Origin of the sequence: Polymorphospora sp. NPDC051019, assembly GCF_040683055.1 — a bacterium.
Classification (GTDB): Bacteria; Actinomycetota; Actinomycetes; order Mycobacteriales; family Micromonosporaceae; genus Polymorphospora; species Polymorphospora lycopeni.
In genome coordinates, this window is sequence record NZ_JBFBCH010000011.1 from 181742 (window position 1) to 208357 (window position 26616).

General features: G+C 73.2%; 25 protein-coding genes. 14 read left to right on the forward strand and 11 right to left on the reverse strand.

The genetic code is table 11. The annotated features are described in order from the left end of the window. Window positions 1-114: 114 nt before the first annotated feature. The 6 genes from AB0M79_RS20870 to ahcY all read left to right on the forward strand — a co-directional run bounded on the left by AB0M79_RS20870 (window position 115) and on the right by ahcY (window position 7414). Complete coding sequence (locus tag AB0M79_RS20870) at window positions 115-975, forward strand: hypothetical protein (protein ID WP_364216032.1); 861 nt, start codon at window positions 115-117, stop codon at window positions 973-975. A 147-nt stretch (window positions 976-1122) separates the two neighbouring features. Then, window positions 1123-2508, forward strand: coding sequence for a phosphomannomutase/phosphoglucomutase (locus AB0M79_RS20875; protein WP_364216035.1), 1386 nt, complete (start codon window positions 1123-1125; stop codon window positions 2506-2508). 92 nt (window positions 2509-2600) lie between these two features. Then, the gene (locus AB0M79_RS20880; protein ID WP_357513781.1) at window positions 2601-2792 is read left to right on the forward strand and encodes a Trm112 family protein; all 192 of its coding nucleotides are present in this window, start codon (window positions 2601-2603) and stop codon (window positions 2790-2792) included. After that, on the forward strand, window positions 2792-3994 hold the full coding sequence (locus AB0M79_RS20885) for an SIS domain-containing protein (RefSeq protein ID WP_364216039.1): 1203 nt from the start codon (window positions 2792-2794) through the stop codon (window positions 3992-3994). The genes AB0M79_RS20880 and AB0M79_RS20885 overlap by 1 nt, the downstream gene beginning before the upstream one ends. A 360-nt stretch (window positions 3995-4354) precedes the next feature. After that, window positions 4355-5569, forward strand: a complete 1215-nt coding sequence (gene manA / locus AB0M79_RS20890; RefSeq protein ID WP_364216042.1) for a mannose-6-phosphate isomerase, class I — start codon at window positions 4355-4357, stop codon at window positions 5567-5569. A 357-nt stretch (window positions 5570-5926) separates the two neighbouring features. Next, window positions 5927-7414, forward strand: coding sequence for an adenosylhomocysteinase (gene ahcY, locus AB0M79_RS20895; RefSeq protein ID WP_357533755.1), 1488 nt, complete (start codon window positions 5927-5929; stop codon window positions 7412-7414). A gap of 66 nt (window positions 7415-7480) precedes the next feature. On the opposite strand, the gene AB0M79_RS20900 is transcribed toward ahcY, so the two are convergent. Next, window positions 7481-7633, reverse strand: a complete 153-nt coding sequence (locus tag AB0M79_RS20900; protein ID WP_364216045.1) for a hypothetical protein — start codon at window positions 7631-7633, stop codon at window positions 7481-7483. Window positions 7634-7737: 104 nt separating this feature from the next. Then, the gene (locus AB0M79_RS20905) at window positions 7738-8052 is read right to left on the reverse strand and encodes a hypothetical protein (RefSeq protein WP_364216048.1); all 315 of its coding nucleotides are present in this window, start codon (window positions 8050-8052) and stop codon (window positions 7738-7740) included. 155 nt (window positions 8053-8207) lie between these two features. Here AB0M79_RS20905 and AB0M79_RS20910 point away from each other — a divergent pair, with 155 nt between their 5' ends. Together AB0M79_RS20910 and AB0M79_RS20915 are read left to right on the forward strand one after the other, a co-directional pair. Next, window positions 8208-9065 carry a helix-turn-helix transcriptional regulator gene (locus AB0M79_RS20910; RefSeq protein WP_357533748.1) on the forward strand — a complete coding sequence of 286 codons (858 nt, stop codon included), beginning with the start codon at window positions 8208-8210 and terminating at the stop codon, window positions 9063-9065. Window positions 9066-9096: 31 nt separating this feature from the next. After that, window positions 9097-9306 (forward strand): DUF397 domain-containing protein, encoded by a 210-nt coding sequence (locus AB0M79_RS20915; RefSeq protein ID WP_364216051.1) that lies wholly within the window; start codon window positions 9097-9099, stop codon window positions 9304-9306. Between the two features lie 60 nt (window positions 9307-9366). Here the strand turns inward: AB0M79_RS20915 and AB0M79_RS20920 are convergent, their stop codons facing one another. Continuing rightward, a complete protein-coding gene (locus AB0M79_RS20920; RefSeq protein ID WP_364216054.1) occupies window positions 9367-10476 on the reverse strand; it encodes an RDD family protein in 1110 nt (369 codons plus the stop codon). A gap of 16 nt (window positions 10477-10492) precedes the next feature. Between AB0M79_RS20920 and AB0M79_RS20925 the strand changes: the two genes are divergently transcribed. Continuing rightward, entirely contained in the window at window positions 10493-11479 is a 987-nt protein-coding gene (locus AB0M79_RS20925; protein WP_364216057.1) for a stage II sporulation protein M, read from the forward strand. Between the two features lie 70 nt (window positions 11480-11549). Here the strand turns inward: AB0M79_RS20925 and AB0M79_RS20930 are convergent, their stop codons facing one another. The 6 genes from AB0M79_RS20930 to AB0M79_RS20955 form a co-directional block, all read right to left on the reverse strand. Next, window positions 11550-12407 (reverse strand): type IV toxin-antitoxin system AbiEi family antitoxin domain-containing protein, encoded by an 858-nt coding sequence (locus AB0M79_RS20930; protein ID WP_364216060.1) that lies wholly within the window; start codon window positions 12405-12407, stop codon window positions 11550-11552. A gap of 202 nt (window positions 12408-12609) precedes the next feature. After that, window positions 12610-13929: a DUF58 domain-containing protein gene (locus AB0M79_RS20935; RefSeq protein ID WP_364216063.1), complete on the reverse strand. Its 1320-nt coding sequence runs from the start codon at window positions 13927-13929 to the stop codon at window positions 12610-12612. Window positions 13930-13934: 5 nt separating this feature from the next. Continuing rightward, window positions 13935-14927: a MoxR family ATPase gene (locus AB0M79_RS20940; RefSeq protein WP_364216066.1), complete on the reverse strand. Its 993-nt coding sequence runs from the start codon at window positions 14925-14927 to the stop codon at window positions 13935-13937. Next, window positions 14924-16405 (reverse strand): DUF4350 domain-containing protein, encoded by a 1482-nt coding sequence (locus AB0M79_RS20945; RefSeq protein WP_364216069.1) that lies wholly within the window; start codon window positions 16403-16405, stop codon window positions 14924-14926. The genes AB0M79_RS20940 and AB0M79_RS20945 overlap by 4 nt, the downstream gene beginning before the upstream one ends. Then, the gene (locus AB0M79_RS20950; protein ID WP_364216071.1) at window positions 16402-17100 is read right to left on the reverse strand and encodes a DUF4129 domain-containing protein; all 699 of its coding nucleotides are present in this window, start codon (window positions 17098-17100) and stop codon (window positions 16402-16404) included. Before AB0M79_RS20950 ends, AB0M79_RS20945 begins: the two co-directional genes overlap by 4 nt. Next, window positions 17097-17942 (reverse strand): hypothetical protein, encoded by an 846-nt coding sequence (locus AB0M79_RS20955; protein ID WP_364216073.1) that lies wholly within the window; start codon window positions 17940-17942, stop codon window positions 17097-17099. The genes AB0M79_RS20950 and AB0M79_RS20955 overlap by 4 nt, the downstream gene beginning before the upstream one ends. Before the next feature lie 199 nt (window positions 17943-18141). Here AB0M79_RS20955 and mtrA point away from each other — a divergent pair, with 199 nt between their 5' ends. The 5 genes from mtrA (at window position 18142) to raiA (ending at window position 24096) form a co-directional block, all read left to right on the forward strand. After that, window positions 18142-18831 (forward strand): MtrAB system response regulator MtrA, encoded by a 690-nt coding sequence (gene mtrA, locus AB0M79_RS20960; protein ID WP_212822558.1) that lies wholly within the window; start codon window positions 18142-18144, stop codon window positions 18829-18831. Between the two features lie 124 nt (window positions 18832-18955). Then, entirely contained in the window at window positions 18956-20650 is a 1695-nt protein-coding gene (gene mtrB, locus AB0M79_RS20965; RefSeq protein ID WP_364216226.1) for an MtrAB system histidine kinase MtrB, read from the forward strand. Further along, on the forward strand, window positions 20647-22473 hold the full coding sequence (locus tag AB0M79_RS20970) for a hypothetical protein (RefSeq protein WP_364216077.1): 1827 nt from the start codon (window positions 20647-20649) through the stop codon (window positions 22471-22473). Before mtrB ends, AB0M79_RS20970 begins: the two co-directional genes overlap by 4 nt. An 8-nt stretch (window positions 22474-22481) precedes the next feature. Beyond that, window positions 22482-23183: a phosphoribosyltransferase family protein gene (locus tag AB0M79_RS20975; RefSeq protein ID WP_364216080.1), complete on the forward strand. Its 702-nt coding sequence runs from the start codon at window positions 22482-22484 to the stop codon at window positions 23181-23183. Between the two features lie 295 nt (window positions 23184-23478). Continuing rightward, entirely contained in the window at window positions 23479-24096 is a 618-nt protein-coding gene (gene raiA, locus AB0M79_RS20980; RefSeq protein WP_357533726.1) for a ribosome-associated translation inhibitor RaiA, read from the forward strand. A 96-nt stretch (window positions 24097-24192) separates the two neighbouring features. Here raiA and AB0M79_RS20985 read toward each other — a convergent pair whose 3' ends face one another. Beyond that, on the reverse strand, window positions 24193-25314 hold the full coding sequence (locus AB0M79_RS20985) for a GNAT family N-acetyltransferase (protein WP_364216083.1): 1122 nt from the start codon (window positions 25312-25314) through the stop codon (window positions 24193-24195). Beyond that, window positions 25314-26480 carry a GNAT family N-acetyltransferase gene (locus AB0M79_RS20990; RefSeq protein WP_364216086.1) on the reverse strand — a complete coding sequence of 389 codons (1167 nt, stop codon included), beginning with the start codon at window positions 26478-26480 and terminating at the stop codon, window positions 25314-25316. Before AB0M79_RS20990 ends, AB0M79_RS20985 begins: the two co-directional genes overlap by 1 nt. Between the last annotated feature and the right edge of the window lie 136 nt (window positions 26481-26616).

The window sequence follows — 26616 nt, forward strand, 5'->3', positions numbered from 1 at the left end:
AGTGGTTGGCGGCGGTTCGGGGCGATCTTGAGTAGTTTGGGCGTCTCGGCCCGCAGGTCAGGTGCGGGGTAGCCTGTCCGCCGTACCAGGTCCGGCCCGAGCAGCGAGGTGATCATGACAGTACGGCGCGGCGCGATCCGGCTCGCGACGGTGCTGGCGCTCGTGGGCGGCCTCGTCGCGGTCGGCGCGAGCCCGGCGATGGCCGACGAGGACCGGGTGTCGGTCAAGCTCCCCGGCAGCTTCAAGGTCGGTTCGCCGAGCGGCGTCACGGTCACCGTGGCGAAGCGGACCGAGGGCTGCGTCACGGTACGGACCGCACTGGCCTTCAACCTTCCCCAACTCTCGCCCGACCAGGTCGAGGTGCAGGTCGCCGACGACGGCGAATGGCGTCGGGTGATCACCTCCGACGGCGGTGGCGGCCTGATCGTCACCGAGCGCACGGCACCGGAGAAGTCGCGGTTGTGCGAGCGCAAGAGCGTGTCCATGCGCTACCGGGTGCAGTTCCTGGCGGGCGCACCGAGCGGCACGGTGAACGTCGTCGCGGAGGCGTACGGCAACCCCGGCGGGGTGCTGGACCGGGCCGCCGGCACCCGGCGGGTCACCGGCGGGGTGAGTCCCACGCCGGCACGGCCGTCGAAGTCGCCCACCCCGTCGCCGTCGGCGAGCCCGTCCCCGTCGGAGTCGGCGGTCGAACCGTCGGAGGAGACGGTGCCGGTCGCCGAGGGCTCGCCCGCCGCGGCCGCGCCGCCGTCGGGCGGTGGCGGCGGCTTCTTCGGTGTCGGCACCATGGTCATGACGGCTGGTGTGGGGATGGTCGTCGCCGGCGTCGTGCTGCTCATCTTCCTGCTGCGTCGCGGCCGGGGCGGTGACGATCCCGGCCCGGGCGGCGGCTACGGGTTCGGTTCCCCGCCGCCCGGGCCGCGCGGTGGAGGCGACGGCGACGCGACGGCGATCCTGCCGCGCGTTCCGTACTGAACCCCGCGCCGGCCGGGAACCCGACTCCACACCGACCGGAACCCGACCGCACACCGGCCGGGGCGCAACCGCGCCTCGGCACGGTTGACGGCCTCGGCTCCGATACGCTCAGACGGTTGGATACTGATCGGCTGAGGAGCGAGACAATTGTCTGACTTGTCCCGGATCGTCAAGGCCTACGACATCCGCGGCACCGTGCCGGACCAGTGGGACGAGCGGGTCGCCGAAGCACTCGGGGCGGCGTTCGCCCAACTGCTGCGCGGGTCCGAAGACGGCGGCGACACGGTCGTCATCGCCCACGACATGCGTGACTCGTCGCCCGGTCTCGCCGCCGCCTTCGCCACCGGTGTCCGGGCCGAGGGGTTCGGGGTCGTCGAGGCCGGTCTCGGTTCCACCGACATGCTCTACTACGCGTCCGGTGCGCTGGACATGCCCGGTGCGATGTTCACCGCGAGCCACAACCCGGCGCAGTACAACGGGATCAAGATGTGCCGGGCCGGTGCCCGGCCGATCGGGCAGGACTCCGGCCTGGCCGAGATCCGGGAGCGGGCCGAGGCCCTTCTCGACCGCCCCGCGCAGCACCCGGCCGGCCCGGCCAAGGAGGCGGCGGAGCGCCGCAACCTGCTCCCCGACTACGCCGCCCACCTGCGCACCCTCGTCGACCTGTCGAACATCCGGCCGCTCAAGGTGGTCGTCGACGCCGGCAACGGCATGGGCGGCTACACCGTGCCGGCCGTCCTCGGTGACGCGGCACTGCCGGCCCTGCCGCTGACGATCGTGCCGCTCTACTTCGAACTCGACGGTTCGTTCCCCAACCACGAGGCCAACCCGCTGGACCCGGCCAACATCGTCGACCTCCAGCGCGCCGTCGTCGAGCACGGCGCCGACCTCGGTCTCGCGTTCGACGGCGACGCCGACCGCTGCTTCGTCGTGGACGAGCGGGGCGAACCGGTCTCGCCGTCGGCGATCACCGCCCTGGTCGCCACCCGCGAACTGGGCAAGCACCCCGGCTCCACGGTCATCCACAACCTGATCACCTCCACCGCCGTGTCGGAGATCGTCCGGGAGCACGGTGGCGAGCCGGTACGCAGCCGGGTCGGCCACTCGTTCATCAAGGCCGAGATGGCCCGCACCAACGCGGTGTTCGGCGGTGAGCACTCCGCGCACTACTACTTCCGCGACTTCTGGTTCGCCGACACCGGCATGCTCGCCGCGATGCACGTCCTGGCCGCCCTCGGCGAGCAGGACCGCCCGCTGTCGGAGGTCGGCCGGGACTACGAGCGGTACGTCGCCTCCGGCGAGATCAACTCGACGGTCGACGACCAGCAGGCGAAGCTCGACGAGATCAAGCGCAACTACGCCGACGCCGACACCGACGAACTCGACGGTCTCACCGTCCGCTTCGCCGACGGGGCGTGGCTCAACCTGCGTGCCTCCAACACCGAACCGCTGCTGCGGCTCAACGTCGAGGCACCCACCGCCGAGCGCATGTCCGCGTTGCGCGACGAGGTACTCACCCTCGTACGCGGATAAGATCCGTCCGCCGGTCGGCGGCGCATGATCGGCCCGGTACGGACCGGGCGACGCCGACCCCGACCGCCCACGACCATAAGGGGAGTCGCGTCATGGCCCTGGATCCGCAGTTGCTGGAGATCCTCGCCTGTCCGGACACGCATCACGCACCGCTCGACCACGATCCGGTCGCGCAGACCCTGACCTGCACCGAGTGCCGGCGGGTGTTCGAGGTGCGCGACGACATCCCGGTGCTGCTGCTCGACGAGGCGCGCGGCGGAAACGAACAGGTGGAGGCGCACTGATGGCCGGTCCGATCGAGGGCGCCGCCGGCGTACGCGGCAGCCGGATCGCCGACGAGGCACTGCTCGACGACCCCGACGCGCTGGCCGACAACGACCCGGGCGGCATGCTGCGCTTCACCGCCTCGGCGGGCGCCCAGGTACGCGAGTCGGCCAGCCTGGCCGCCGAGGCCAACCTGTCGGTGCTGGCCGACGAGGGGCGTCCCCGGGCCGTGGTCATCGCCGGCATCGGCACCGCCGGCCGCACCGGCGACGTGCTCGCCACGGTCGCCGGCCCGCGCTGCCCGGTGCCGGTGATCGCCCACCGCAGCGCGGGGGTGCCGGGCTGGGTGGGTGCCGCCGACGTGGTCATCGCGGTCAGCGCGTCCGGCCGTAGCCCGGAGGCGCTCGGCGCGGCCGAGGCCGCCGCCCGGCGCGGCGCCCGGCTGGTCGCGGTCGGCGCGCCCGACTCGCAGTTGCAGTCGGTGGCCGAGGGAGTCCGGGCCCCGTTCATCCCGGTGCCCCGGCGGGCCCCGGCCCGGGCCAGCCTGTGGGCGCTGACCGTGCCGGTGCTGCTGGCGGCCCGCACCCTCGGGTTGGTCAAGGTCAACGAGGCCGACCTGGCGGAGACCGCCGCCCGGCTCGACGCCGACGCCGACCGGTGCCGGCCCGCCGCCGAGTCGTTCGTCAACCCGGCCAAGGCGCTCGCGCTGGGGCTCAGCGGCTCCGTCCCGATCGTCTGGGGCTCCTCGCCGCTGGCCACCGTCGCGGCGCGGCGGTTCGGCGACACGCTGTCCGCCAACGCCCGTTACCCGGTCGTCACGGGCGCGCTCGGCGAGGCCGGACGGGGCCGGGTCGGCCTGCTCGACGGCGTGTTCGGCGGGCTGGTCGAGTCGACCCGGGACATCTTCGCGGATCCCGAGGACCAGTCCGACGCGACGCGGTTGCGGCTGGTGCTGCTGCGCGACGGCGGACTCAACGCCGACGAGGACACCGACGAGCCGCTGGCCGTGGAGGAGCGCCGGGCCGACGCCGTCCAGACCCTCGCCGAACGCCGTGGCGTACGGTGCGACGTGGTCACCGCCGAGGGCGGCTCGGCCCTCGAACGGCTGGCTTCCCTGATCGCCGTACCGGACTTCGCCTCCATCTACCTCTCTCTCGCGCACGGGCTCGACCCGATGGCCGTGCCGGCGGTGCAGGAGATGAAGGAACTGTCCAACCAGTGACCTTCGCGGGCCGCCCCGTTGGCGGCCCGGACCCGGCTCGGCGGTGGCCGTCGGCGTGCCCGGCGGCCACCGCCGACGTTCGGCCCGGCGGCCACCGCTGGCGTTCCCCGGCGGCCCGCCGTGTCCCGGGCGCCGGCCGCCGTGGGATTCGGCCCACCGTCGGACACCGTCGTGGATATCCTCCCGGTGAAACCGGCCGCCCGGCCGACGCGCGGCCGGGATCGCGGCCCGGGAGCGGTCGTCCGGGACCGGCTGCCGCCGACAGCGGCGGTCGCCCGGTTGACCTACCTTGGGCCGACATCCACCACACCGCGGCCGGCCGCGTGCCGGCCAGGGCCGGCCACGACCCGTGGAGTGACCGTGCGACTGCTGCGCAGCCCGATCCGCGACTACGCCTGGGGATCCCGTTCCATGATCGCGGAACTGCAGGGGCGCCCGGTGCCGAGTGACGGCCCGGAGGCCGAGCTGTGGCTGGGGGCCCATCCGGGGGCACCGTCACTGGTCGAGTTGGCCGACGGGACACCGAGCCTCGTCGACGTGATCGCCGCCGCGCCCGGGCACTGGCTCGGGTCCGCGGTGGTGTCACGGTTCGGTCCGCAGCTGCCATACCTGATGAAGGTCCTGGCCGCCGACGCCCCGCTGTCGTTGCAGGCCCATCCCGATCTCGACCAGGCCCGGGCCGGCTACGCGGCGCAGGCCGTGGCCGGTGCCGGTCACCGCAACTACGCCGACGGCAACCACAAGCCGGAACTGCTGGTGGCGCTCACCCCGTTCGAGGCGCTCTGCGGCTTCCAGCGGCCGGACCTGTCGGCCGACGTGCTGGCCGGGTTCGGGATCGCCGCCCTCGACCCGGTGATCGCGTCGCTGCGCGCGGGCGTCGACGGGCTGCGCGAGGCCGTACGGCTCCTGCTGTGCTGGCCGCCGGCCGAGCGGTCCGGTCTCGTGGCGGCGGTCGCCGCGGCCGAGCTGCCCGAACGGTTCGCGGCCGAGCAGGCATTGGCCCGCCGGCTCGCCGGCCACTATCCGGGTGATCCGGGCGTGCTGGTCGCCCTGCTGCTCAACCACGTCTGGCTCGAACCCGGCGAGGCGGTCTGGATGCCGGCCGGCAACCTGCACGCCTACCTGCGGGGTGCCGGCGTGGAGATCATGGCGGCCAGCGACAACGTGCTGCGCGGTGGCCTGACCCCCAAGCACGTGGACGTCGCGGAGCTGTTGCGGGTGCTGCGCTTCGAGGTGCTCGACGAGGTGGCGCTGCCGCCGGTCCCGGTCTCGCCCGGGGTGGTCACCTGGCCGGTGCCGGTTCCCGACTTCGTGATCCACCGGGTGACCCTCGACGGGGAAAGTCCTCGGGTGACGCTCCCGGTCGACGGGCCGCGGGTCGTGCTCTGCACGGCGGGGCAGGTGGCCGTCACGGACGGCCCCGGAGCGGTCGATCCGGATGGCCGGCCGGCCCCCGGACCGGCCGAGGTGTTGACGGTGCCGCCCGGGCGGGCGGCGATCGGCGCGGCGGCGGGTGGCGCGCTGACGTTCACCGGCGCCGGTACGGCGTACGTCGCCTCCGTCGGCGTGCGCTGACCCCTACCTCGACCGCCGCCGGCAGGCGTGCCGGCAAGGGTGCGCAATTGACCATTTCTGGATTTTTCCGAAATCCCTTGACAGGACAGTTGCTGAGTGTGACTCTATAGGTACGCAGCGTTATCGCGACGAAGGTCCGAGACACGCGCGAGGAACCAAACCGGGGGGATGCGCGGGGCGGTCGGGCAGTGAGCGGGGAAACCGTTCATCAGCTCGCCCGCCCCGCGCGCTGTCCGCGTACGGGTGTTGGTGCCCGCCGACCGCGAACTGGCGCGGGACCGACAGGTCCGCGCTGATGGTCAACTGCCCAGCGTAAGCTTGACCGTCGCGCAGCAGACTCGTACGACAGGAGCTTTTATGACCAGCACCCTTCCGGCGACCGCTGACGGGACCCGCCCGCAAACCCTCGCCGAGGGCGACTTCAAAGTGGCCGACCTGTCCCTGGCGGCGTTCGGGCGCAAGGAGATCCAGCTCGCCGAGCACGAGATGCCGGGGCTGATGGCGATCCGCCGGGAGTACGCCGCGAGCCAGCCGCTGCGGGGTGCCCGGATCACCGGATCGCTGCACATGACGATCCAGACCGCCGTGCTGATCGAGACCCTCGTGGCGCTCGGCGCGCAGGTCCGTTGGGCGTCCTGCAACATCTTCTCCACTCAGGACCACGCCGCCGCGGCGATCGTGGTCGGCCCGGACGGCACCCCCGAGGCGCCGGCCGGCGTGCCGGTCTACGCCTGGAAGGGCGAGACGCTCGAGGAATACTGGTGGTGCACCGAGCAGGTGCTGGTCTGGCCGGACGGCCAGGGCCCCAACATGATCCTCGACGACGGTGGCGACGCGACGCTGCTGGTGCACAAGGGCGCCGAGTTCGAGGGCGTCGGCGCCGTACCGGCGGTCGAGACCGCCGACTCCGAGGAATACGCCGTCATCCTGGGCCTCCTGCACCGGTCGCTCGCGGAGGACAACCGGCGCTGGACCCGCGTCGCGGCCGGCATCAAGGGCGTGACCGAGGAGACCACCACCGGTGTCCACCGGCTCTACGAGATGCAGCAGGCCGGTTCGCTGCTCTTCCCGGCCATCAACGTCAACGACTCGGTGACCAAGAGCAAGTTCGACAACAAGTACGGCTGCCGCCACTCGCTGATCGACGGCATCAACCGCGCCACCGACGTCCTCATCGGCGGCAAGGTCGCGGTCGTCTTCGGCTACGGCGACGTCGGCAAGGGCTGCGCGGAGTCGCTGCGCGGCCAGGGTGCCCGGGTCATCGTGACCGAGATCGACCCGATCTGCGCGCTGCAGGCGGCGATGGACGGTTACCAGGTGGCCACGATGGAGGATGTCGTCGAGACCGCCGACATCTTCATCACGGCGACCGGCTGCTACGACGTCATCACCGACGAGCACATGGCCCGGATGAAGCACCAGGCCATCGTCGGCAACATCGGCCACTTCGACAACGAGATCGGGATGGCCGCCCTGGCCAAGCGCCCCGACGTGCAGCGGATCAACATCAAGCCGCAGGTCGACGAGTGGCGGTTCGACGACGGCCACTCGGTGCTCGTGCTGTCCGAGGGACGGCTGCTCAACCTCGGCAACGCGACCGGGCACCCGAGCTTCGTCATGTCGAACTCGTTCGCCAACCAGACGATCGCCCAGATCGAGCTGTTCACCAAGACCGACGAATACCCGGTCGGGGTCTACACCCTGCCGAAGTACCTCGACGAGAAGGTGGCCCGGCTGCACCTCGACGCGCTCGGTGTCAAGCTGACCGAGCTGACCTCGGCGCAGGCGAAATACCTGGGTATCCCGATCGAGGGCCCGTACAAGTCCGACCACTACCGCTACTGATTTCCCCAGGTACGAACGAACGGGCCGGCTGGAGCCTCCAGCCGGCCCGTTCGGCGTCTCGGGGCCTCAGTTGTCGGAGCGCCGGCGGGGACGTATCCAGGTCCAGATGCAGTAGACGAGCCAGGCGACCGCTACGGCCGTGGCCAGCGGGCGCAGCCGCAGCGCGTTCAGGGCGAGGATGACCGCCAGGACGACCAGCCAGGGTACGAAGGCTTTCACCCCGTCATTGCAGCAGATCCGGGCCTGGAACGGACAGCTCCGGCGGGGGAGGGGTGGGCCGGCGTTTGCCGCCGCCGACCCACCCCCGGCTCGACCCCCCCGGGTCAGGCCGCCAGGTGCTGTGCCCTCCGGCCCGCCACCTGGACGAGTTCTGCCTGGAGCAGCCGGCTCCAGCGGCGGCGCACCTGGTGGAGCGTGGTGAGGATGGGGCGGGCCTGGGGCCCGTCCTCGGTCGGCAGCAGCACGGCCGCGCCGTCGGGTAACGCGACGACCCAGGCCGCGACCCGACCAGGGTCGTCCATCCCGCCGCGGTCGTAGAGCGCGTAGAGGGAGGGCTTCTCGTCGACGAGCACCAGTCCGAGACTGAGCTGCCAGGGCAGTTCGGCTACGTCGCCAGCGGTGACTCGCTCGTTGATCACGGCAGCCTCCCCGTGTCGGGTGGCGGCGGCGCATGTGTGATGTCGCCGTCGCTCAGCGCACTTCCAGCCTGCATGAGAGCCTGCTCAGATGCAAGTGCAGATTGATGTCAGGATGTTGCATTGCTCAGCAACAAGTTGCCCTTATGCTTTGCAGGATGGCAGTGAAGCCCAGCCCGACCACGCTGCGACGGCAACTCGGCGCCGAGCTGCGCAAGTTGCGCGAGCAAGCCGGCAGCACCGTCAGTGAGGTCGCGGAAACGCTCGGCTGGTCCGATTCGAAGATCAGCCGGATCGAGACGGCGCACACCGGTATCCGCAACGGCGACCTCGACCGCCTCCTGAACCACTACGGTGTCAAGGAGGACATCGCGGCGAAGATCCGGGCAATGGCCAGCCAATCACGCCAAAAAGCCTGGTGGGAGGCGTACGGCGACGTCCTGCCGAACGCATACGAGACCTACATCGGCTTCGAGGCCGAAGCCACCAGCATCTTCAACTACGAGTGCCAGATCGTGCCCGGCCTGCTCCAGACAGCGGAGTACGCGAGCGCGGTCATCCAGGCCGACGGGGTCTACGACGACCCCGACGTCCTCGGTCAGCGGGTAGCCGTACGGATGGCCCGACAGGCCGTCTTGACCCGCGAGCCACCGCCGCAACTCTGGGTGATCCTCGACGAGGCGGTTCTGCGTCGCCAGATTGGCGGCCCCGACGTGCTGCGCCGCCAACTGCTCCGGCTGGTCGAGGCGAGCGAACGACCGATGGTCACCATCCAGGTGCTTCCGTTCGCGGTCGGTGCACATCGGGCACTGGCCGGATCGTTCGTGATCCTCGAATTCGCCGGCCGCTCCGACGCGCCACTCGTCCACAGCGAAGGCATGACGGGCGGGGTGATCCGGGCCAGACCGGAAGAACTTCGGAGCTATTGGATGAGCTTCGAGGCGTTGCGTGCGGCTGCCCTCTCGCCGAGGGAATCGGTCGAGTTCATCACCGCGACCGCGCACGACAACAACTGACACCAGTAACCAAAAGAGAGGAAGTGGCGCGGTGTTCTCTGCGCCTGAAAACGACGAGCTGCGCTGGTTCACGAGCAGCCGGAGCGCTGGCAACGGCCAGTGTGTCGAGGTCGCGGTCGTACCCGGAGTGGTCGCCGTGCGCGACTCGAAGGACCCGCACAGCCCGATCCTGCGATTCGACGCCGGCACGTGGCAGAACTTCGTCACCTCCGTACGAAGCGGCGACCTCGCCGACGGCTGATTTTCCGGGCGGTCGGGCCACCTCCCGGCCGCCCCTCCAAGACGACGGCGCGGACCGGCCTCAACCGGGCGGGGCCGCCTCGTCCGGCGGGGTCGACGGGCGCAGCGTGCTCGCCACCGGCGGCGGACGCATTCCGGTCCAGTCCGGCAACTCGGCCGTCGGCCCCAGCCACGGCGGGGTCGGCCAGCGCTGGCTCGGCCAGTCCGGACCGGGCTGCACCGGCGCAGGCGGGCGTACGACGTCCGGTGTCCACGACTCCGCCTTCGGTTCCAGCCTCGCCACCGGGACCGGCCGTCCGATCAGCGGCGACGCCGCCAGGTCCGGCCACAGCGCGGCGCTGGCCGCCCGGGCCCGGCTCAGCCGTAGCGCCGCCCGCCGGTGCCGCTCGGCCAGGACCGCGGCCAGGTAGGCCCAGGCCGGTACGCCCGGTGGCGGCGGGGGAGCGGTCGTCGCGGCGACCTCGTTCGCGAGTTGCTGTCCGAGCCGGCTGCGGGCCGGCTCGACCAGCCGGTGCCCGCGGGCCAGGTAGTGGCGGATCGCCAGGGCCAGGTCGTCGGGCAGCCCGGTCAGGTCGAGCCGGCGGGCCCAGCCGGCCAGCGGCGCCGGCATCCCGGGTATCCAGCCCCACGCCGCGGGGGTGCGGTCGTGCACGACGAGAGTGCCGGCCGCGAGGTCACCGAGCCGCCGGGCGCGGGGATTCGACAGCATCGCGCCGAGGCTCGCCAGCCAGGTGACGAGCGGCAGCACCAGGCCGGGCCACTCCACGGCGACGCCCACGAGGCTGCGGGTCAGCGCGTGCCGGAACCGGACCGGGCCGCCGTCCTCGCGTACGACCCGCAGGCCGAGCGCGGCCTTGCCGATCGTACGGCCGCCGGCGAACGTCTCGAACAGCGTCGGATACAACACCAGTACGACGATCACGCCGACCGTGAACAATCCGCGCTCGAACGCCTTGTCGACGGTAAAACGGTTGGCGACCGCCGCGAGCCCGATCATGCCCACGAGGGCGAGGGCCAGGGCGATCTGCGCCTGCATCACCACGTCGATCAGCAGCGCCACGACCCGTGAACCGACCCGGGCCACCCGTACGTCGACCTCCACCGCCTCGCCGCTGACCAGGCCGGCTTCCGCCGTCCGGGGCTGGGCCGGCGACGGCGGACGGAGACTCACTCGCCCAGTCAACACCATGTCGGCGACACTGGGCGACGTGGATCTCGACGCGTACGTCGCCGAGCACGAGGGTGAATGGCGACGGCTCGAACAGTTGTCCCGCGGGCGCCGGCTGTCGGCGGCCGAGGCGGACGAACTCGTCGCCCTCTACCAGCGTGCCGCCACCCATCTGTCGGTCGTACGCAGCCGGTCGCCCGACCCGGCGCTCGTCGCGCGGCTGTCCCGGCTGGTGCTGACCGCCCGGGCGAAGGTCACCGGCGGCAGCACCTTCACCTGGCGCGACGTCGGCCGGTTCTGCACCGTCGGCTTCCCGCTGGCGGTCTACCGGGCCTGGCCGTGGTGGTCGGGGGTGGCCGTGGCGTTCAGCGGGCTGACCGCGTACATCATGTGGTGGGTGGCCGGGCACCCGGAGAGTGCCGAGGCGTTCGTCGGCGCGGACGAGGCCCGGGAGTTGGCCGACACCGGGTTCGCCGCCTACTACACCGAGTTCACCGCGCCGACGTTCGCGTTCCAGTTGTGGACGCACAACGCGTGGCTGGCGGCGCAGTGCCTGGCGGCGGGCATCCTCGTCGTACCGACGGTGTGGCTGTTGTGGGTCAACGCGGTCAACATCGGCGCCGTCGGCGGGATCATGATCGACCATGGCCGGGCCGACGTGTTCTTCGGTCTGATCACCCCGCACGGCCTGCTGGAGCTGACCGGGGTGTTCGTCGCGGCCGGCGTCGGGCTGCGGATCGGGTGGGCGTGGATCGCGCCACCGGCCGACGTGGGCCGGGGACGGGCACTCGGCGAGGCGGCCCGGTCCGGGATGCTGGTGGCGCTCGGCCTGGTCGCGGTGTTCGCCGTGTCGGGGCTGATCGAGGCGTTCGTGACCCCGGCGCCGCTGCCGACCGCCTTCCGGATCGGGATCGGGGCGCTGGCGTGGGGCGCCTTCCTGGCCTACGTGCTGCACTTCGGCTCGCGCGCCGCGGCGGCCGGCGCGTCCACCGACGTATCGCCCTGACTCCCCGCGATCTTGCAGTTGTCTCCCCCTTTCGTCCCTTATGGGTGGTGACAAGTGCAAGATCGCGGGATTACCCGGTCAGGGTGTCGCGGAGCACGTCCACCACGTGGCGCGGGCGCCGGTAGAGGTCCAGATCGGTGAAGTAGCGCATCCGCCAGCCCTGTGCGGCCAGCCAGTTGTGCCGCTCGCGGTCGCGGCGTGCCCTGGTGCGGTCGAGGTGGCTCACGCCGTCGTACTCGGCACCCACCCGGCGCTCCTCCCAGCCGAGGTCGAGTACGTACCGGAGCCGCCCGAACCCGTCGACGACCGGTAGTTGCGGCTGCGGGCGGGGAAGGCCGCCGTCGATCACCACGAGCCGCAGTTGGCTCTCCTGGCGGCATTGCGCCCCGGCGTCGGCGAACTGGAGCAGTTCGCGGACCTGACGGATGCCTCGCAGACCACCGTGCGAGATGGCCTCCATGGCGAGGTCGTCGGGGTTGCAGCCAGCCCGTAGCGCGCCATCGAGGACGGGGAGGGCGTCGAGCCGGCGCGAGGTGCGGGCCAGGTCGACGGCGCAGCGTGCCGCGGACGTACTCGGAATGCCGTTGAGGGTCACCGGCTCGAGTGGTGTGGCGGTCTCGTGGATCGTCACACCACGTAGCCGTGGCCGGTGTACGCCGGCCGGCAGGAGCACGTGGACCGTCCGTGACATCGGCGCGAACTCGCCGAATCCGTGCAGCCGGGCGGCCGTCTGTCGGCAGATGACCGCCTCCGATGGCAGGCGCAGGAAGAGGGCGCGCAGCCGGGCGAGTTCGTCCGCGCGCAGTGCGGCATCGAGATAGACGCCGTGGTACGGGCGGATCCAGCGGCCGCCGTCGGCCCGCCTCCTGATCTGGGTCTTGGACAGTCCGGACGCGCGCAGATCGGCGAAGCGCCATGCCTCTTCCATGGGCGTCCACGATGCGACGCCCGGCTCGGCCGCGCATCCGTCCTCGTCAAGATCTGTGGATAAGGGTGCGACTGTGGACAACCCCCGAACGCCTGTTCGCATCCCGACGTCTCCCCGATCTTGCACTTGTCGCCGGGCAGAGGCGACAAAAGGGGGAGATAAGTGCAAGATCGCGAGGAAGGAGCAGAGGAAGGAGCAGGGGTCAGAGGCGGCCCTGGGCCTTCAGGGCCAGGTAGGTGTCGGCGACCTGCGAGGCGAACAGGTGTGGCGGGGAGTCGACCACCCGCACGCCCTGCCGGGCCAGTGCGGCGCGTACCCGGTCCCGCTCACCGAGCGCCCGCCATGCCGCCGCGGCCGAGTAGACGTCGGCGGCCCGCGCCGGTGGCGTCGACGTCAGAACGGACAGCACCGGGTCGTGGGTGGCGGCGACGACCACCCGGTGCCGGGCCACCAGCCGGGGCAGCACCGGCAGCAGGCCCTCGCCGAGCGCGCCCGGCTCCAGCGCGGTGAAGAGCACCACCAGGGACCGCTTGCGTTCGCGGCGCAGCACCTCGCCGACGATCAGTTCGAAGTCGGTCTCCACCAGCGTCGGTTGCAGCGGCGCGAGTGCGTCGACCAGCCGGGTGAGCAGCACCTGCCGGCCGGCGCCGGAGACGACGGCGCGTACGGCGGTGTCGACGGCGAGCAGGTCGACCCGGTCACCGGCGCGGGACGCGAGGGCGGCGAGCAGCAGTGCGGCGTCGATCGACGCGTCGAGGCGGGGTTCGGCACCGAGCCGGACGGCGGACGTACGGCCGCTGTCGAGCACGCACACCACCCGCCGGTCACGTTCGGGGCGCCAGGTGCGCACCAGTACGTCCCGCCGGCGCGCGCTGGCCCGCCAGTCGATGGAGCGGACGTCGTCGCCGGTCACGTACTCGCGCAGTGTGTCGAACTCGGTGCCCTGGCCACGGCCACGGGTGGTGGTCGCGCCGTCGAGCACCCGCAGCCGGGCGGTCTTCTCGGGCAGGAAGCGCCGCGACTCGAAGCGCGGCAGCACCCGTAGTGTCCACTGTGGGGTCGTCGGCCGTTCGGCGCGCTGCCGGAACGCCAGCCGCATCGGCCCGTACGAGCGCACCCCGAGCCGTACCGCGGCGCGGTCGCCGCGCCGGGTCGGGGTCAAGGTGGTGACCACGGTCGCGGTCGTGCCCGGGTCGGCGGCGACCCGGCACGCACGTCCTGCCACCGGGCCGCTGCGCGCTCCCGCCGACGGCACCCACGAGTCCCGTACGTCGCCGACGAACCGGCGGGGTGAGCCGTTGTGCAGCGACAGCGTGACGGTGGCGGTTCCGCCCAGCCGGACGGTCCGGTCCCCGGCCCGCGCGGCGGTGAGGTGCCGGGGCGAGGCGGCCAGGGCGAGGTCGAGCAGGGCCAGCAGGAGTACGGCGCCGGTCAGCATCGCCAGGCCCAGCCAGGCCGGCGACCACAGCGGCAGGGTCAGCGCGCCGAGCCCGAGCAGTGCGGCGGCCCGCCAGGTGAGCACGGTCGCTACCTCGGCGTCGGCACGGTGCCGAGCACCGCGTCGAGGACCGCGTCGGCGGTGACGCCCTCGAGTTCGGCCTCCGGGCGCAGCCGTACCCGGTGGCGCAGCGCGGCCCGCGCCACCGCCTTGACGTCGTCGGGGGTGACGTGGTCGCGGCCGGCGAGCCAGGCCCACGCCTTGGCGGTCAGCAGCAGGGCGGTGGCGCCGCGCGGCGAGGCGCCCAGCTCCAGCGACGGCGAGACCCGGGTGGCCCGGCACAGGTCGACGACGTAGCCGAGGACCGGCTCGGCGACGCCGACCGCGCCGACCGCCTCCCGGCCGACGGCCAGGTCGGTGGCGGTGGCGACCCGCCGTACGCCGGCGGCGGCGAGGTCACGCGGGTCGAACCCGGCGTGGTGGGCGCGCAGCACGCCGAGCTCCTCGTCGCGGGTCGGCAGCGGCACGGTCAGCTTCAGCAGGAACCGGTCGAGCTGGGCCTCGGGCAGCGGGTAGGTGCCCTCGTACTCGACCGGGTTCTGGGTGGCCACGACGATGAACGGCTGCGGCAACGGCCGGGGTGTGCCCTCGACCGACACCTGCCGTTCCTCCATCACCTCCAGCAGCGCCGACTGGGTCTTCGGCGGGGTCCGGTTGGCCTCGTCGGCGAGCAGCAGGTTGGTGAAGACGGGCCCCTCGCGGAAGGTGAACTCGGCGGTCCGGGGGTCGAAGACCAGCGACCCGGTGACGTCGCCGGGCATCAGGTCCGGAGTGAACTGCAGCCGCTTGGCGTCCAGGTCGAGAGCGGCGGCGAAGGTACGTACCAGCAGGGTCTTGGCGACGCCGGGGACCCCTTCGAGCAGGATGTGCCCGCGGCACAGCAGGGCGATGACCAGGCCGGTGACGACCGCGTCCTGGCCGACCACGGCCTTGGCGACCTCGGCGCGCAGGCGGTGCAGCGCGGCCCGGGCGTCGTCGGCCGGGATGGCGGACCGGTCGGCCGGTCCGGCGGGTCGGGTCACCGGGTCTCTCCTTCGTCGGTTCGGTACGCCGGACCATGGTGCCCGGCGGGCCCGCCGCCGCCGGCACCGGCGGCGGGCGGGCGGGGTGGTGGGGGCAGGCCGGCGGATCCGGACGGCCACGACGCGCCGGCGGCACCCGGGGTGGCGACGGCGTGCGGCAGCGCGTCCAGTTGCCGGGCCAGGTCGAGCAGTTCCGCGTCGGTCGCCGGTGCGGGGCCGTAGAGCAGTGCGTCGACCTCGTCGGGCGGCTGGCCGGTCTGCGCGGCGACCGCCGTGACCACGTCGGCGGGGCCGGGATCGGCGGGCAGGTCGAGCAGCGGCACGACGCGGTCCAGGGCGGCGGACCGCAGGATCTCGGCGGCCGGGCCGCGCGCCCTCGCCCGGCGGTAGAGCCGGGCCCGCCCGAGGACCGTCTCGGCGGAGCGGACCGAGACGGCCAGCGGCTCGGTCGCCGGCGGCCCGAGGCGCCGGGCCCGCCACAGCGCCACGATCAGCAGGGCCAGCGCGAGTTGCGCCAACAGTGCCCAGAACCAGGGCGGGAAGGCGCTCCACACCGGGTTCGGCCCGTCGGCACCCGGTGGCCCGTCGCCGCCGGGTGCGTCTCCGCCGGGGCGTGGCCGGCCGCCGTCCCCGGACGCCGGGCCGCCGGGCAGCCCGCTCCCGCGGTCCGGATCGGGAACCGGTGTCGACGCGGGGCCGCCGTCGTCCGAGGTTTCGGCGGGAACCGTCGGGCGCGGTTCGGGCCGGTGCAGGTCGAGCCAGACGACGCGGGGGGCGGCGGCGAGCAGGGCGGTCGCCAGGGCGGCGTTGCGGTGTTCGTCGATCCGGTCGTTGCGGAACGGGTCGGCGGTGCCGATCACGAGCACGTCGATCGACTGCCATGCCAGCCCGACGAGCCCGCCGTCGTAGCAGCGGTCGAACCGCCCGCCGGCAGCCGGCCCGGACGGCGACGTGTGGTCGTACCGCTGCCGCAGGGCCGCCGCGGCGCCCGCCCCGACGGCCTCCGGCCGGTCGCAGCCGGCGCCGGGGGCGGTCGCCCGGGTGGTCCAGCGCCGGGCACCGGTCCGGAGCGGGATTCCGGCGGCCCGCAACGCCCCCGGTGCCGGGTCGACGAGCACGATCCGGGTCCGCGCCGGAAGCAGGCGGAGCATTTCCAGGTAGGCCGGATGCACCATCGACGGCGTCGGGACGAACAGTGTCGCGTTTCCCCGGTACGCCGACGCCAGTGCCTCCGGGGTGCGGGTCTGCCGCTCGACCGACGTTCCCTGCGCGCGCAGCCGGTCGGCGAGCTGCCGGGCGCCGACCGGGGCGGTGCTGACCGGGGACAGGAAGTCGCCGTCGGTCGGATCGGGTTCCTCGATCGCGTACGTCACGCCGGTGATGAGGAACAGCAGCAGCACGAGGCCGAAGGGGATGGCGATCCGCCGGCGGCGCCGTACGGGTCTCGTGGCCGGTGGCCGGGGTGCGCCGGCGGTCACCGGTCGCCCCGCCCGCCGGTGCCGGTACGCGGCTGGTCGGCGTTGTCGGCCAGCGCCCGGTGCAGTTCGGCGGCGAGCTGGCGCATCCGGGCGTCGTGTTCGGCCCGCGCGGGCCGCTGGCCGTACCAGAGGTCGGAGAAAAGCCGGCCGGCGGCGGCCAGCGGGGCGTCGACGGCCGGCAGGGCCCGGCCGGCCGCCCCGGCCAGCTCGGTGACCGTCCACCCCGGACGGTGTTCGATCACCTGCCGGTCGGCGAGTTCGCGGACCATGGCGCGCAGGCGCTCGCGGACCGCCTCGGCGTACCGGCCCTGTGCCGCGTAGCGGTCGGCGAGCGAGACGAACGCGGCCACCGGCAGGTCGGGCAGGGCGTCGGGGTCCGTCTGTTCCGGCACCTCGGTGGCGGCCGGCTTCTTCCCGCGCCGCCAGGGCCACCGGGGCCGGCGTGGCCGCCAGCGCCAGCGGGGCAGCCGGGGCAGCCGTCGCGGCACCCACGCCGGCCACCAGTACCAGCCGGCGGCGACCAGGGCCGCGGCGGCGACCAGCAGCAGGGCGGCCAGCGGCAGCGGTAGCACGTCGCCGACCGACGCCACCGTCTCGGTCCACCACCGGCTGAAGTCCGCACCGCCGGTGAGCGACGCCCGGCCGGTCGGCATTCCGCCGGCCGGCAGCGGGGCGGCCGACGTCGCGGCGGTCACGGTCCGCCCGCCAGGATCGCGGCCGCGGACCGGCCGGTGTGCCGGGCCCGGGTGAGCGCGATGTCCAGTCCCTCGGTCCGCATCCGGGTCTCCAGCAGCAGCACCGCGTCGAGACAGGCCAGCGTCGGGTAGGCGAGGCTGTTGACGAGTAGCCAGACGACGGCGGCGACCGGCACCGCCCAGCCCGGGTCGTCGATCCCGACCGCGTTGAGCGCGGCCAGCGCGCCCAGGCTCAGCGCGAGCCGGACCGCGAACCAGGCCAGGTAGCCAATGAGCCGGATCCCGGCGCCGCGCAGCCCGGACCGGATGGTCAGGAGGGCACCCCGCCCCAGGGCCTGGAGCGGGCCGGTCCGGTCGATCACCAGGGCCGGTACGGCGAGCCCGACCAGCGTGTATCCGATGACCCAGGTCGGCCCGGTCAGCGACACGAGGAACACGATCCCGCCGGCGCACAGGGCGAGTACGGCGACCAGACCGAACCGGCTGCCGGCCGGGCGCAGCAGGTCGCGGGCGGTGGCCCGGTGGCCGAGCAGTTCGGCCGTGGCGGCCCGACCGGTGAGGCCGCCCAGCGCGGCGATGATCGCCACTTCGGTGGCCGCCCCGACGCACAGCAGCATCCAGTACGCGCTGGCGTGGTCGAAGTTCGGCAGGTAGGCCGGTGGCGCGACGTGGGCGGCCGTCCGCAGTGGCGCCAGCAGGAGCTGTTCGCCCAGGGCCAGCACGGCGGCGACCGGCATCAGCACCGGGGCGTACGCGCGCAGCAGCGCAACGGCGGCGTCGAGCAGCTCACCGACGGTCAGCGGGCGCAGCGGCAGCACGGCGGGCCGGCCGGCGTGGTCCACACGGTCTCCAGGGGCGCGGTACGAGTCAGCGGCCATCGTGGCATGTCCACGCGTCGACGGCGAACCGGCACTGCCGTGCGTACGCCCGTCCTGACGTACGGTGACGGGTGTCTGAAATGTCGGCCGGTCGGCCGGGGTTCGGGCGAGACACGGGTGGAGCCGGCTCCGTCAATGTGAACGGGGATGGAATATTGGTCGCATGAGAGCCCGGGTACTGGTGGTCGACGACGATCCCGCGCTGGCCGAGATGCTCGGCATCGTGTTGCGCAGCGAGGGGTTCCTTCCGTCCTTCGTCGCCGACGGCGAGCGGGCGCTGGCCGCGTTCCGCGACAGCCGTCCAGACATCGTCCTGCTCGACCTGATGCTGCCCGGAATGAGCGGCATCGACGTGGCCCGGGCGATCCGGTCCGAGTCCGGCGTGCCGATCGTCATGCTGACCGCGAAGAGCGACACCGTCGACGTGGTCCTCGGCCTGGAGTCCGGTGCCGACGACTACGTCGTCAAGCCGTTCAAGCCCAAGGAACTGGTCGCCCGGATGCGGGCCCGGCTGCGCCGGGGCGAGGACGCCGCGCCCGAGATGCTGACGATCGGCCCGCCCGGCAACCAGATCACCATCGACGTGCCGGCCCACACGGTCAGCCGCGACGGCGACGAGGTGAAGCTGACCCCGCTGGAGTTCGACCTGCTGGTCGCGCTGGCCCGCAAGCCGCGCCAGGTCTTCACCCGTGAGGTGCTGCTGGAGCAGGTCTGGGGCTATCGGCACGCCGCCGACACCCGCTTGGTCAACGTGCACGTGCAGCGGCTGCGGGCCAAGATCGAGCCTGATCCGGAGCGTCCGGAAATCATCCTGACGGTTCGGGGCGTGGGTTACAAGGCGGGCACCGGCTAGCCTTGAGAGCACTGTGGCTCGCCTCCTGACCTCCTTCAACGTGCTTGCCGCCCGGGCCGCGACCGCGGCCCGGGCGGCTTGGCGCACCGGCACGCGGCGCGGGGCGGTGGTCTGGCGGGTCGTCCTGCGCCGGGCCGGCGTCGGCGTCGCCGGCGTGCGCCAGACGTGGCGTCAGTCGTTGCAGGTCCGGATCGTCACCATCACCCTGGTCTCGTCCGGTCTGCTGGTCGGCGGGTTCGCCTACATGGTGGTCACCCAGATCACCGACAACCTGCTCGACAACGCGGTCGCCGACGCCCACGAGCGCCTGGAGACCAGCCGTGACTACGCCTACGACCAGCTGAGCGTGCACCCCCGGATCGAGCCGAGGCTGCAACGCACCTTCGAGAACACGGTGGTGGCGCTGGCCGGCGGTGATCCGGACGAGGCCGGCGTCGTGGTGGTGCTGACCGCGAGCGGCTATCCGACCATCGAGACGGCGACCTCACCCGCGGTCGAGGCCAGTGCGCTGATCAGCCCCGAACTCGAGCGGACGGTCGCCGGCGGTGCGGTGGCGCACCAGATCCAGACCGGCGACCTCGGCGGCGGGAGGACCAGATACCTGGTCTACGGCTCTCCGGTCCCGACCGGCTTCGGTCAGGTCGAGATCTACCGCCTGGTGCCGCTGGCCACCCAGGAGCAGACCGCGGTCCAGGCCCGCACCACCGTGCTGGCCACCGGTATCGCGCTGGTCCTGCTGCTGGCGCTGCTCGCCGCCCTGGTCACCCGGCTGGTCGTCAACCCGGTACGGGACGCGGCCCGCACCGCCCAGCGGCTCTCCGCGGGCCTGCTCGACCAGCGGATGGCGGTCAACGGCGAGGACGACCTGGCCCTGCTCGCTGCCTCGTTCAACCAGATGGCCACCAACCTGCAACGGCAGATCGTCCGGCTGGAGGAGATGTCCCGGCTGCAGCGCCGGTTCACCTCCGACGTCTCGCACGAACTGCGTACGCCGCTGACCACGGTCCGGATGGCGGCCGACCTGATCTTCGCCGAGCGCGACGAGTTCGACCCGGCGGTCGCCCGCAGCGCCGAACTGCTCCAGGCCGAACTGGATCGCTTCGAAGACCTGCTCACCGACCTGCTGGAGATCAGCCGCTTCGACGCCGGCTTCGCGATGCTGGACGCCGAGGCGACCGACCTGGTGCCGGTGGTGCAGCGGGTGGTCGACCGGCTCGGCGGGCTGGCGCAGCGGTGCGGGGTGCCGCTGGAGGCGAATCTGCCGGACGGGGCCGTGATCGCCGAAGTCGATCCGCGGCGGGTCGAGCGGATCCTGCGCAACCTGGTCGGCAACGCCGTCGAGCACGGCGAGGGCAGGCCGGTCGAGGTGACCCTCGGCATCGACTCCTCGGCGGTGGCGGTCACCGTACGCGACCACGGGATCGGGCTGCGCCCGGGCGAGGAGAAGCTGGTGTTCAACCGGTTCTGGCGGGCCGACCCGTCCCGGGCCCGGCAGACCGGCGGGACCGGGCTGGGCCTGTCGATCAGCCTGGAGGACGCCCGGCTGCACGGCGGCTGGCTGGAGGCGTGGGGGGCACTCGGCAAGGGTGCCCAGTTCCGGCTGACGCTGCCGGTACGGTCCGGCGACCGGCTCACCTCGTCCCCGCTGCGGCTGGTGCCGTCCGAGGTGATGACCCCGATCGACCTGCGGGTCTCCGCCGACCTGCCGCTGCTGCCGGTCCGGCCCGCGGTGCAGCCGGCCGACCCGGCCGTGGCCGGCGAAGGACCCGCGAAGGCCCCCGACGCCGGGGGCGGCGCGCCGGCGGAGGTGACCCGGTGAGGCGCCGGCTGGCCGCCGTCGCCGTGGTGACCGCGCTGGTCGCCGGGCTCGCCGGTTGTGGCATTCCGGAGAGCAGTGGCGTACGCGTCGACGGGCCCGGCCCGGCTCCCAACTACGGCAGTGGCACCGGCCTGGGGCAGGTGCCGCCGCAGCGGTCGGTGGCCGGCAGCGAGCCGCAGACGTTCGCGGTGGCCTACCTGGAGGCGGCGGCCGGCGAACTGGGCGGCGCGGTCGAGCGGGTGCGTGAGTTCATCGCACCCGCCGGCCAGCCCGAGCTGCGGGACAAGCCCGGCCCGGACGCGCAGGTGAACGTGGTCCGGTTGACCGAGTTGCCGCGGGTCACGGCGAACGCCGACGGCACCAGCAAGGTGGACGTGTCGGTGCAGCAGATCGGGATCCTGACCCGTAGCGGCGCCATCGATCCACCGATGGCGACCGCCACCCAGTACTCGTTCACGGTCGGACGGCTCGCCGGCAACACCGGCCTGTTCGTCCTCAAGCCGCCGCCGGTGCTGCTGCTCAGCACCGAGGCGTTCGGCAAGTACTACCAGCCGCGCACGATCTACTTCTGGAACGCCGACCAGTCCGGGCTCATCCCCGATCTGCGTTACCTGCCACTGTCGGTGCCCCGCGAGCTACAGGCCACCGAGGTGCTCGGCTGGCTGACGGCCGGCCCGTCCGGCTCGATCAGGTCGATCGCCAAGGGGCTGCCCGACGGCACCGCCCCGATCGGCAACGCCCCGGCGACCGACGGCCGGCTGGTGGTCAACCTGTCGGCGCAGGCCGTACCGACCGGCGACGACGCCGAACTGGACCGGCTCGCCACCCAGCTCGTCTGGTCGCTGCGACCCAACCTCGTCGAGAACGAGGAACTCGAACTGAAGATCCAGAACCAGACCCGGACGACCCTCGCGGCCGAGGACCAGTTCCAGAAGCACCCGGTCTACGACGTGGCCCCGGTGGCCGAGCGTTACACCGTCTACGCCGGGCAGGTGCGCCGCCTCAACGATCTCGGTGAGCCGCCGGGCAGCCCGGCTCCGATCGCACCGGAGGCGAACACGGGCATCGTCTCGGCGGCCATCATCCGCACCGGGGAGATGGCCTCGGTCGCCCTGGTCACCGCGGTCGGCGACCGCAGCCAGTTGCAGGTGGGGGCGAGCACCGGGGCGGTCCGGGGCTTCCGGCCGAGCGGGCCGAGCTTCGCCTCGATGGGCCGGCCGGTGTGGCTGCGTACGACCGACCCGCGCGGGCCGGTCGGGCTGGTGGTCGCCGACGGCCGCCTCTACCAGTTCGGGGTGACCGCCGGGCTGACCGAGCTCGAGTTGCCGGGCACGAGCGGCCCGGTGACCGGGGTCGCGCCCGCCCTCGACGGCCACCGGATCGCCTACACCGCGGGCGACCGGCTGCACGTGGCGACCCTGATGGTCACCGGCGGGCTGGTCGAGGTCGCCGGCCAGCGCCAGCTGACCACCTCGCTGGCCGACGTGTCGGCGGTCGCCTGGACCGACGAGAACCGGCTGGTGGCGGCGGGGCTGAAGAGCACCCGGCTGGCGCTGGTCGACATCACCGTCGATGGCCTGCTGGAGTCGTGGCTGGACGAGGACCTGCCGGCCGCCCAGGTCACCCACATCTCCGCCGTGCCGGACAACCCGGTCACCCGGCCCGGCTTCGCCCGCCTGATGTACGAGGCCAGCGGGGTCGCCTGGTACCGGCTCACGCTGACCGGCGCGCAGCAGATCGACTCCACCGAGGTGGCCGGCGTCGGGTCGGGCGATCCGGCGCCGGAGGCGACCGTCCCGACCGCCCCGTTCTTCGTCTACTGAGCGGGGGCGTGGTGGCCGCGGCCGGGCTCTGGGACGCGCTGACCGATCTCGTCCTGCCCGCGTCCTGCGCCGGCTGCCGGGCCGACCGCGTACCGCTGCGGGCCGGGGCGTGCGCCGCCTGCGCGGCCGACCTGGAGGCCCTGCGGGCCGGCCCGGTACGCCCTACCCCGGCCCCGCCCGGCCTGCCCGACTGTGTCGCTCTGGGGCCGTACGCCGGGGTGTTGCGCGAGTCGCTGCTGTCCTACAAGGAGCGGGGACGGCACGGCCTGGCCCGGCCGCTCGGCCGGTTGCTGGCCGAGGTGGTGGCGACGGCGGTGCGGCCGGACCGGCCCGTACTCCTGGTGCCGGTGCCGTCGACGGCCCGGGCCGTCCGGGCCCGGCACGGCGACCACCTGGGGCGGTTGACCCGGCACGCGGCGCGCCGGTTGCGTGGCGCCGGCTGGCGGGTGGCGGTGGCCCGGCCGCTGCGTGCGCTGCCGCGGCCGGACTCGGCGGAGCTGACCAGCGCGCAGCGGGCGCAGGCGGCCGGGGAAGCCTTCCGGTTGCGGTCGTCGGTTCGGGCGGCGGCCGGGCACCGGGTCGTCGTGCTCGACGACATCGTGACCACCGGGGCGACGCTGGCCGCGGTGACGGGGTTGCTCGACAGCGCGGGCATGCGCGTCGACGCCGCGGCCGTGCTCGCCGCCACCCGAAAGCGTGACCGTCGGTAACGTCACACCACCCCCTGGGTGCCGGTCGATGCCTCGTACGCTGCCCGTTCTTGCTTGATCGGGCGAATCATCTCGAAACGCCTTTCGAACTAGGGGTGACGCAAGGGCCAACAAGCGTTAGCGTCGTTGTCACCAGGGGTATGACTTGATCAGCCCCGGCGCCCCGCACCCGGAAAGGAGGCGTAGCCCTCAAAAACACATTCCGGTCGCTGTCAGGGGTCGAGCGACAAGGGCGGACAGGCCGACCGGGAAAGTCTCTGCAACTACGACCATCCGATCGTCGGGGAGGTCACGCGTGGACATTGTCGTCAAAGGCCGCAACGTTGAGGTGCCCGATCACTACCGGGTTCATGTAGGCGAGAAGCTCGCCAAGATCGAGCGCTACGACCACAAGCTCATCCGGGTCGACGTGGAACTCTTCCACGAACGCAACCCTCGACAGGCCGACCACTGCCAGCGCGTCGAAATCACCTGCGTGTCCCGAGGTCCGGTGGTGCGAGCCGAAGCGTGCGCGAAGGACTTCTACAGCGCGCTGGACGCCGCGATCAGCAAGCTGGAGACCCGGATGCGTCGCGCCGCCGACCGCCGTCGGGTGCACCACGGCCGGCAGACACCGGTGTCCGTGGCGGCCGCGACCGCGGACCTGCCGGTTGCCGACTTCGGCACCGCGCCGGTCGCGACGATGACCGAGGCGCCGGCGGAGGACGGCTACGCCGAGGCCGACGACCAGCCGTGGCACATCGTGCGGCACAAGGAGCACTCCGGCCAGCCGATGACCGTGGACGACGCGCTCTTCCAGATGGAACTCGTCGGCCACGACTTCTATCTCTTCAACGACAAGGAGTCGGGCCTGCCCAGCGTCGTCTACCGCCGCAAGGGCTACGACTACGGGATCATCTCGCTCGCCAACTGAGCCCGGACAATCCCCCGGAACACCCGTCGATCCCGTACCGTCGCGTTCGCCCGGTGCGGGATCGACCCGGTCCGGCATCGACCGTCGCTGCCCGGATCAGCCGGCGTCGTCGCCCGGTAGCCGCGCGAACAGCACGTCGTCGTGCCGGGTGCCCTCCACCCCGGGCAACCGGCCGCGCTGGTAGCCCTCCCGGCGGAACCCGGCCTTCTCCAGCACCCGCTGCGAGCCGAGGTTGTCCGGCAGCGTCCCGGCGATCATCCGGGCGACGCCGACCGTGAAGGCCCATCCGGTCAGCAGTCGCGCCGCCCGGGCCGGATAGCCCCGGCCCCGCCAGGCCGGCAGCATCGAGTAGCCGATCATGGCCAGCCCGGTCGGCGGCTCGTGGTAGAACAGGCCGATGTCGCCGGCCGGCTCGCCGGTAGCCGAGTCGGTGATCACCAGGTCGGCGCGCTCGCCGGCCAGCCAGCGGGCCTCGGCCTGGCGGCAGCGCTCCTCGATTCCGGCCCGCTCCGGCGGCACCGGCGGCACGCTGGTCGCGACCACGTCCGGCACCGAGAGCAGGGCGAAGAGGAAATCGGCATCGTCGGGCCGCAACGGCCGCAGGGCCACCACGCCGTCGTCGAGCCGGCCGTCCGGCAGGTCGGGCAGCAGCCGGGCCGTCGGTCCGGCCGGATCCCCGGCGAGACGTACCCAGGCGATCAGGTCGTGCCGCCCGGTCCGGCCGGCACCGGCCGACCGGCGTACGCCCTCGCGCCGGTATCCGGCGGCCAGCGCGACCCGTTGGCTCGGGGTGTTCTCCCATTCGGTGAGGATCTCGATGCGGGCCAGCCCGGCGGCGAAGGCCACGTCGGTGAGCGCCCGGGTCGCGGCCGTCGCCACGCCACGCCCCCGGGCCCAGGGCGCGACCCAGTAACCGATCTCGCCCGATGCCCTCGGCCGGTTGATCCGGTCCAGGCCGACCGCGCCGATCAGCCGGTCGGTGGCCGGGTCGGCGACCGCGTACGCCGCACCGCCGGCCGCCCACGCCGCCCCGGATCCCTCGGTGATCCACCACCGGGCGTCGGTCGTGGTGTATGGATGCGGCAGCAGCGACAGGAAACGTTGGGTCAGCGGGTCGGCGCAGGCCGTCGCGATGTCCTCGACGTCACCTTCCCGGTACGGCCGCAGCCGTACCCCGTCGCCGTCGATCGGTACCTGCGGCAGGCCGGTGAGAGGCATCATGTGCTCCTGTCGTCAACGAGCAGCGCGCCGACCCAGACGTCGACGCGGGCACCCCGGTGGGCCAGGCCGCCGCGGGTGACGCCCTCGACGGTGAACCCGGCCTTCTCCGCGACCCGGCGCGAGGCGGTGTTCCCGACGTGTGCCCGCCACTCGACCCGGTGCACGATGAGAGCGTCGAAGGCCCAGGCGCACACCACGGCCAGCGCGGCGGACGCGTATCCCCGGTTCCGGGCGGCCGGGCTGATCAGGAATCCCACGTCGGCGACGGCCGGGTCGGCGGCGGACAGTCGCAGCGCCATCGAGCCGTCGAACGTCCCGGCCGGCCCGGCGATGGCGAAGACCGCCCCGGCGCCGCGTGCCCACCGCTGTTCGGCGTCGGCGAGGAAGTGTTCGGCGTCGCGTCGGTGGTAGGGGTCGGGTACGGAGGTCCAGCGGATCGCCGCATCGTCGCGGCAGGTTGCCGCGATGCGGTCGACGTCGGCCGGTCCGGGGCGGCGCAGCCGGATCCGGCCGCCCGGGGCGTCGGCCGTCATGGTCGGCTGGTCGCCGGCGAAGACGGCCGCCCGGCGGGCCTCTACCGAGCCGGGGCGGGCCGGTTCCCGACCGGGTGCCGGGATCGGGTCGTCCGGCAGGAGGGAACCGATCCAGCTGTCGGTCTCCCCGGCGCCTGCGGGCGCGTCCCGGCGCAGGATGCCCTCCATGGCGAAACCGGCCCGCAGCGCGACCAGGCGGGAGGCGTGGTTGCCGACCTCGGCACGCCAGACCAGCCGGCGTAGCCCGACGGACTCGAAGGCCCACCGCGCCACGATCCGGGTCGCCCGTACGGCGACGCCCCGGCCGCGCGCCCACGGCGCGGTCCAGTAGCCGATCTCACCCTGCCCGCCAGCCCGGTCGAGGCTGACCAGCCCACAGGAACCGAGGAGTTCTCCGGTGGCCGCGTCGCAGACCGCGAACGGCGCCCGGGTGCCCGCGGCCCAGCCGGCGGGGGCGTGTTCGGCGACGAACCCCACGGCGTGCTCCGGCAGGTAGGGCGACGGGACCGTGGTCCACCGGGAGATCGCGGGATCCTGGCAGGCGCGGAGCACCGCGTCGGCGTCGTCGGGGCGCCACGGCCGCAGCGTCAGACCGGCTTCGGTGATCGTCGGCGGCTCCACCGGCGCCATCCTGCCGGATGTTCCGGGGCTCACCAACGGGATTCGTCGTCAGTATCTGGGCGTAATGTTCGCTTACCTGCATTTCCCTAGTGGGCGCGGCTGCCGTTTGCCCCAGTGATGCGCCTACGATGGTTCGGCAGACAGC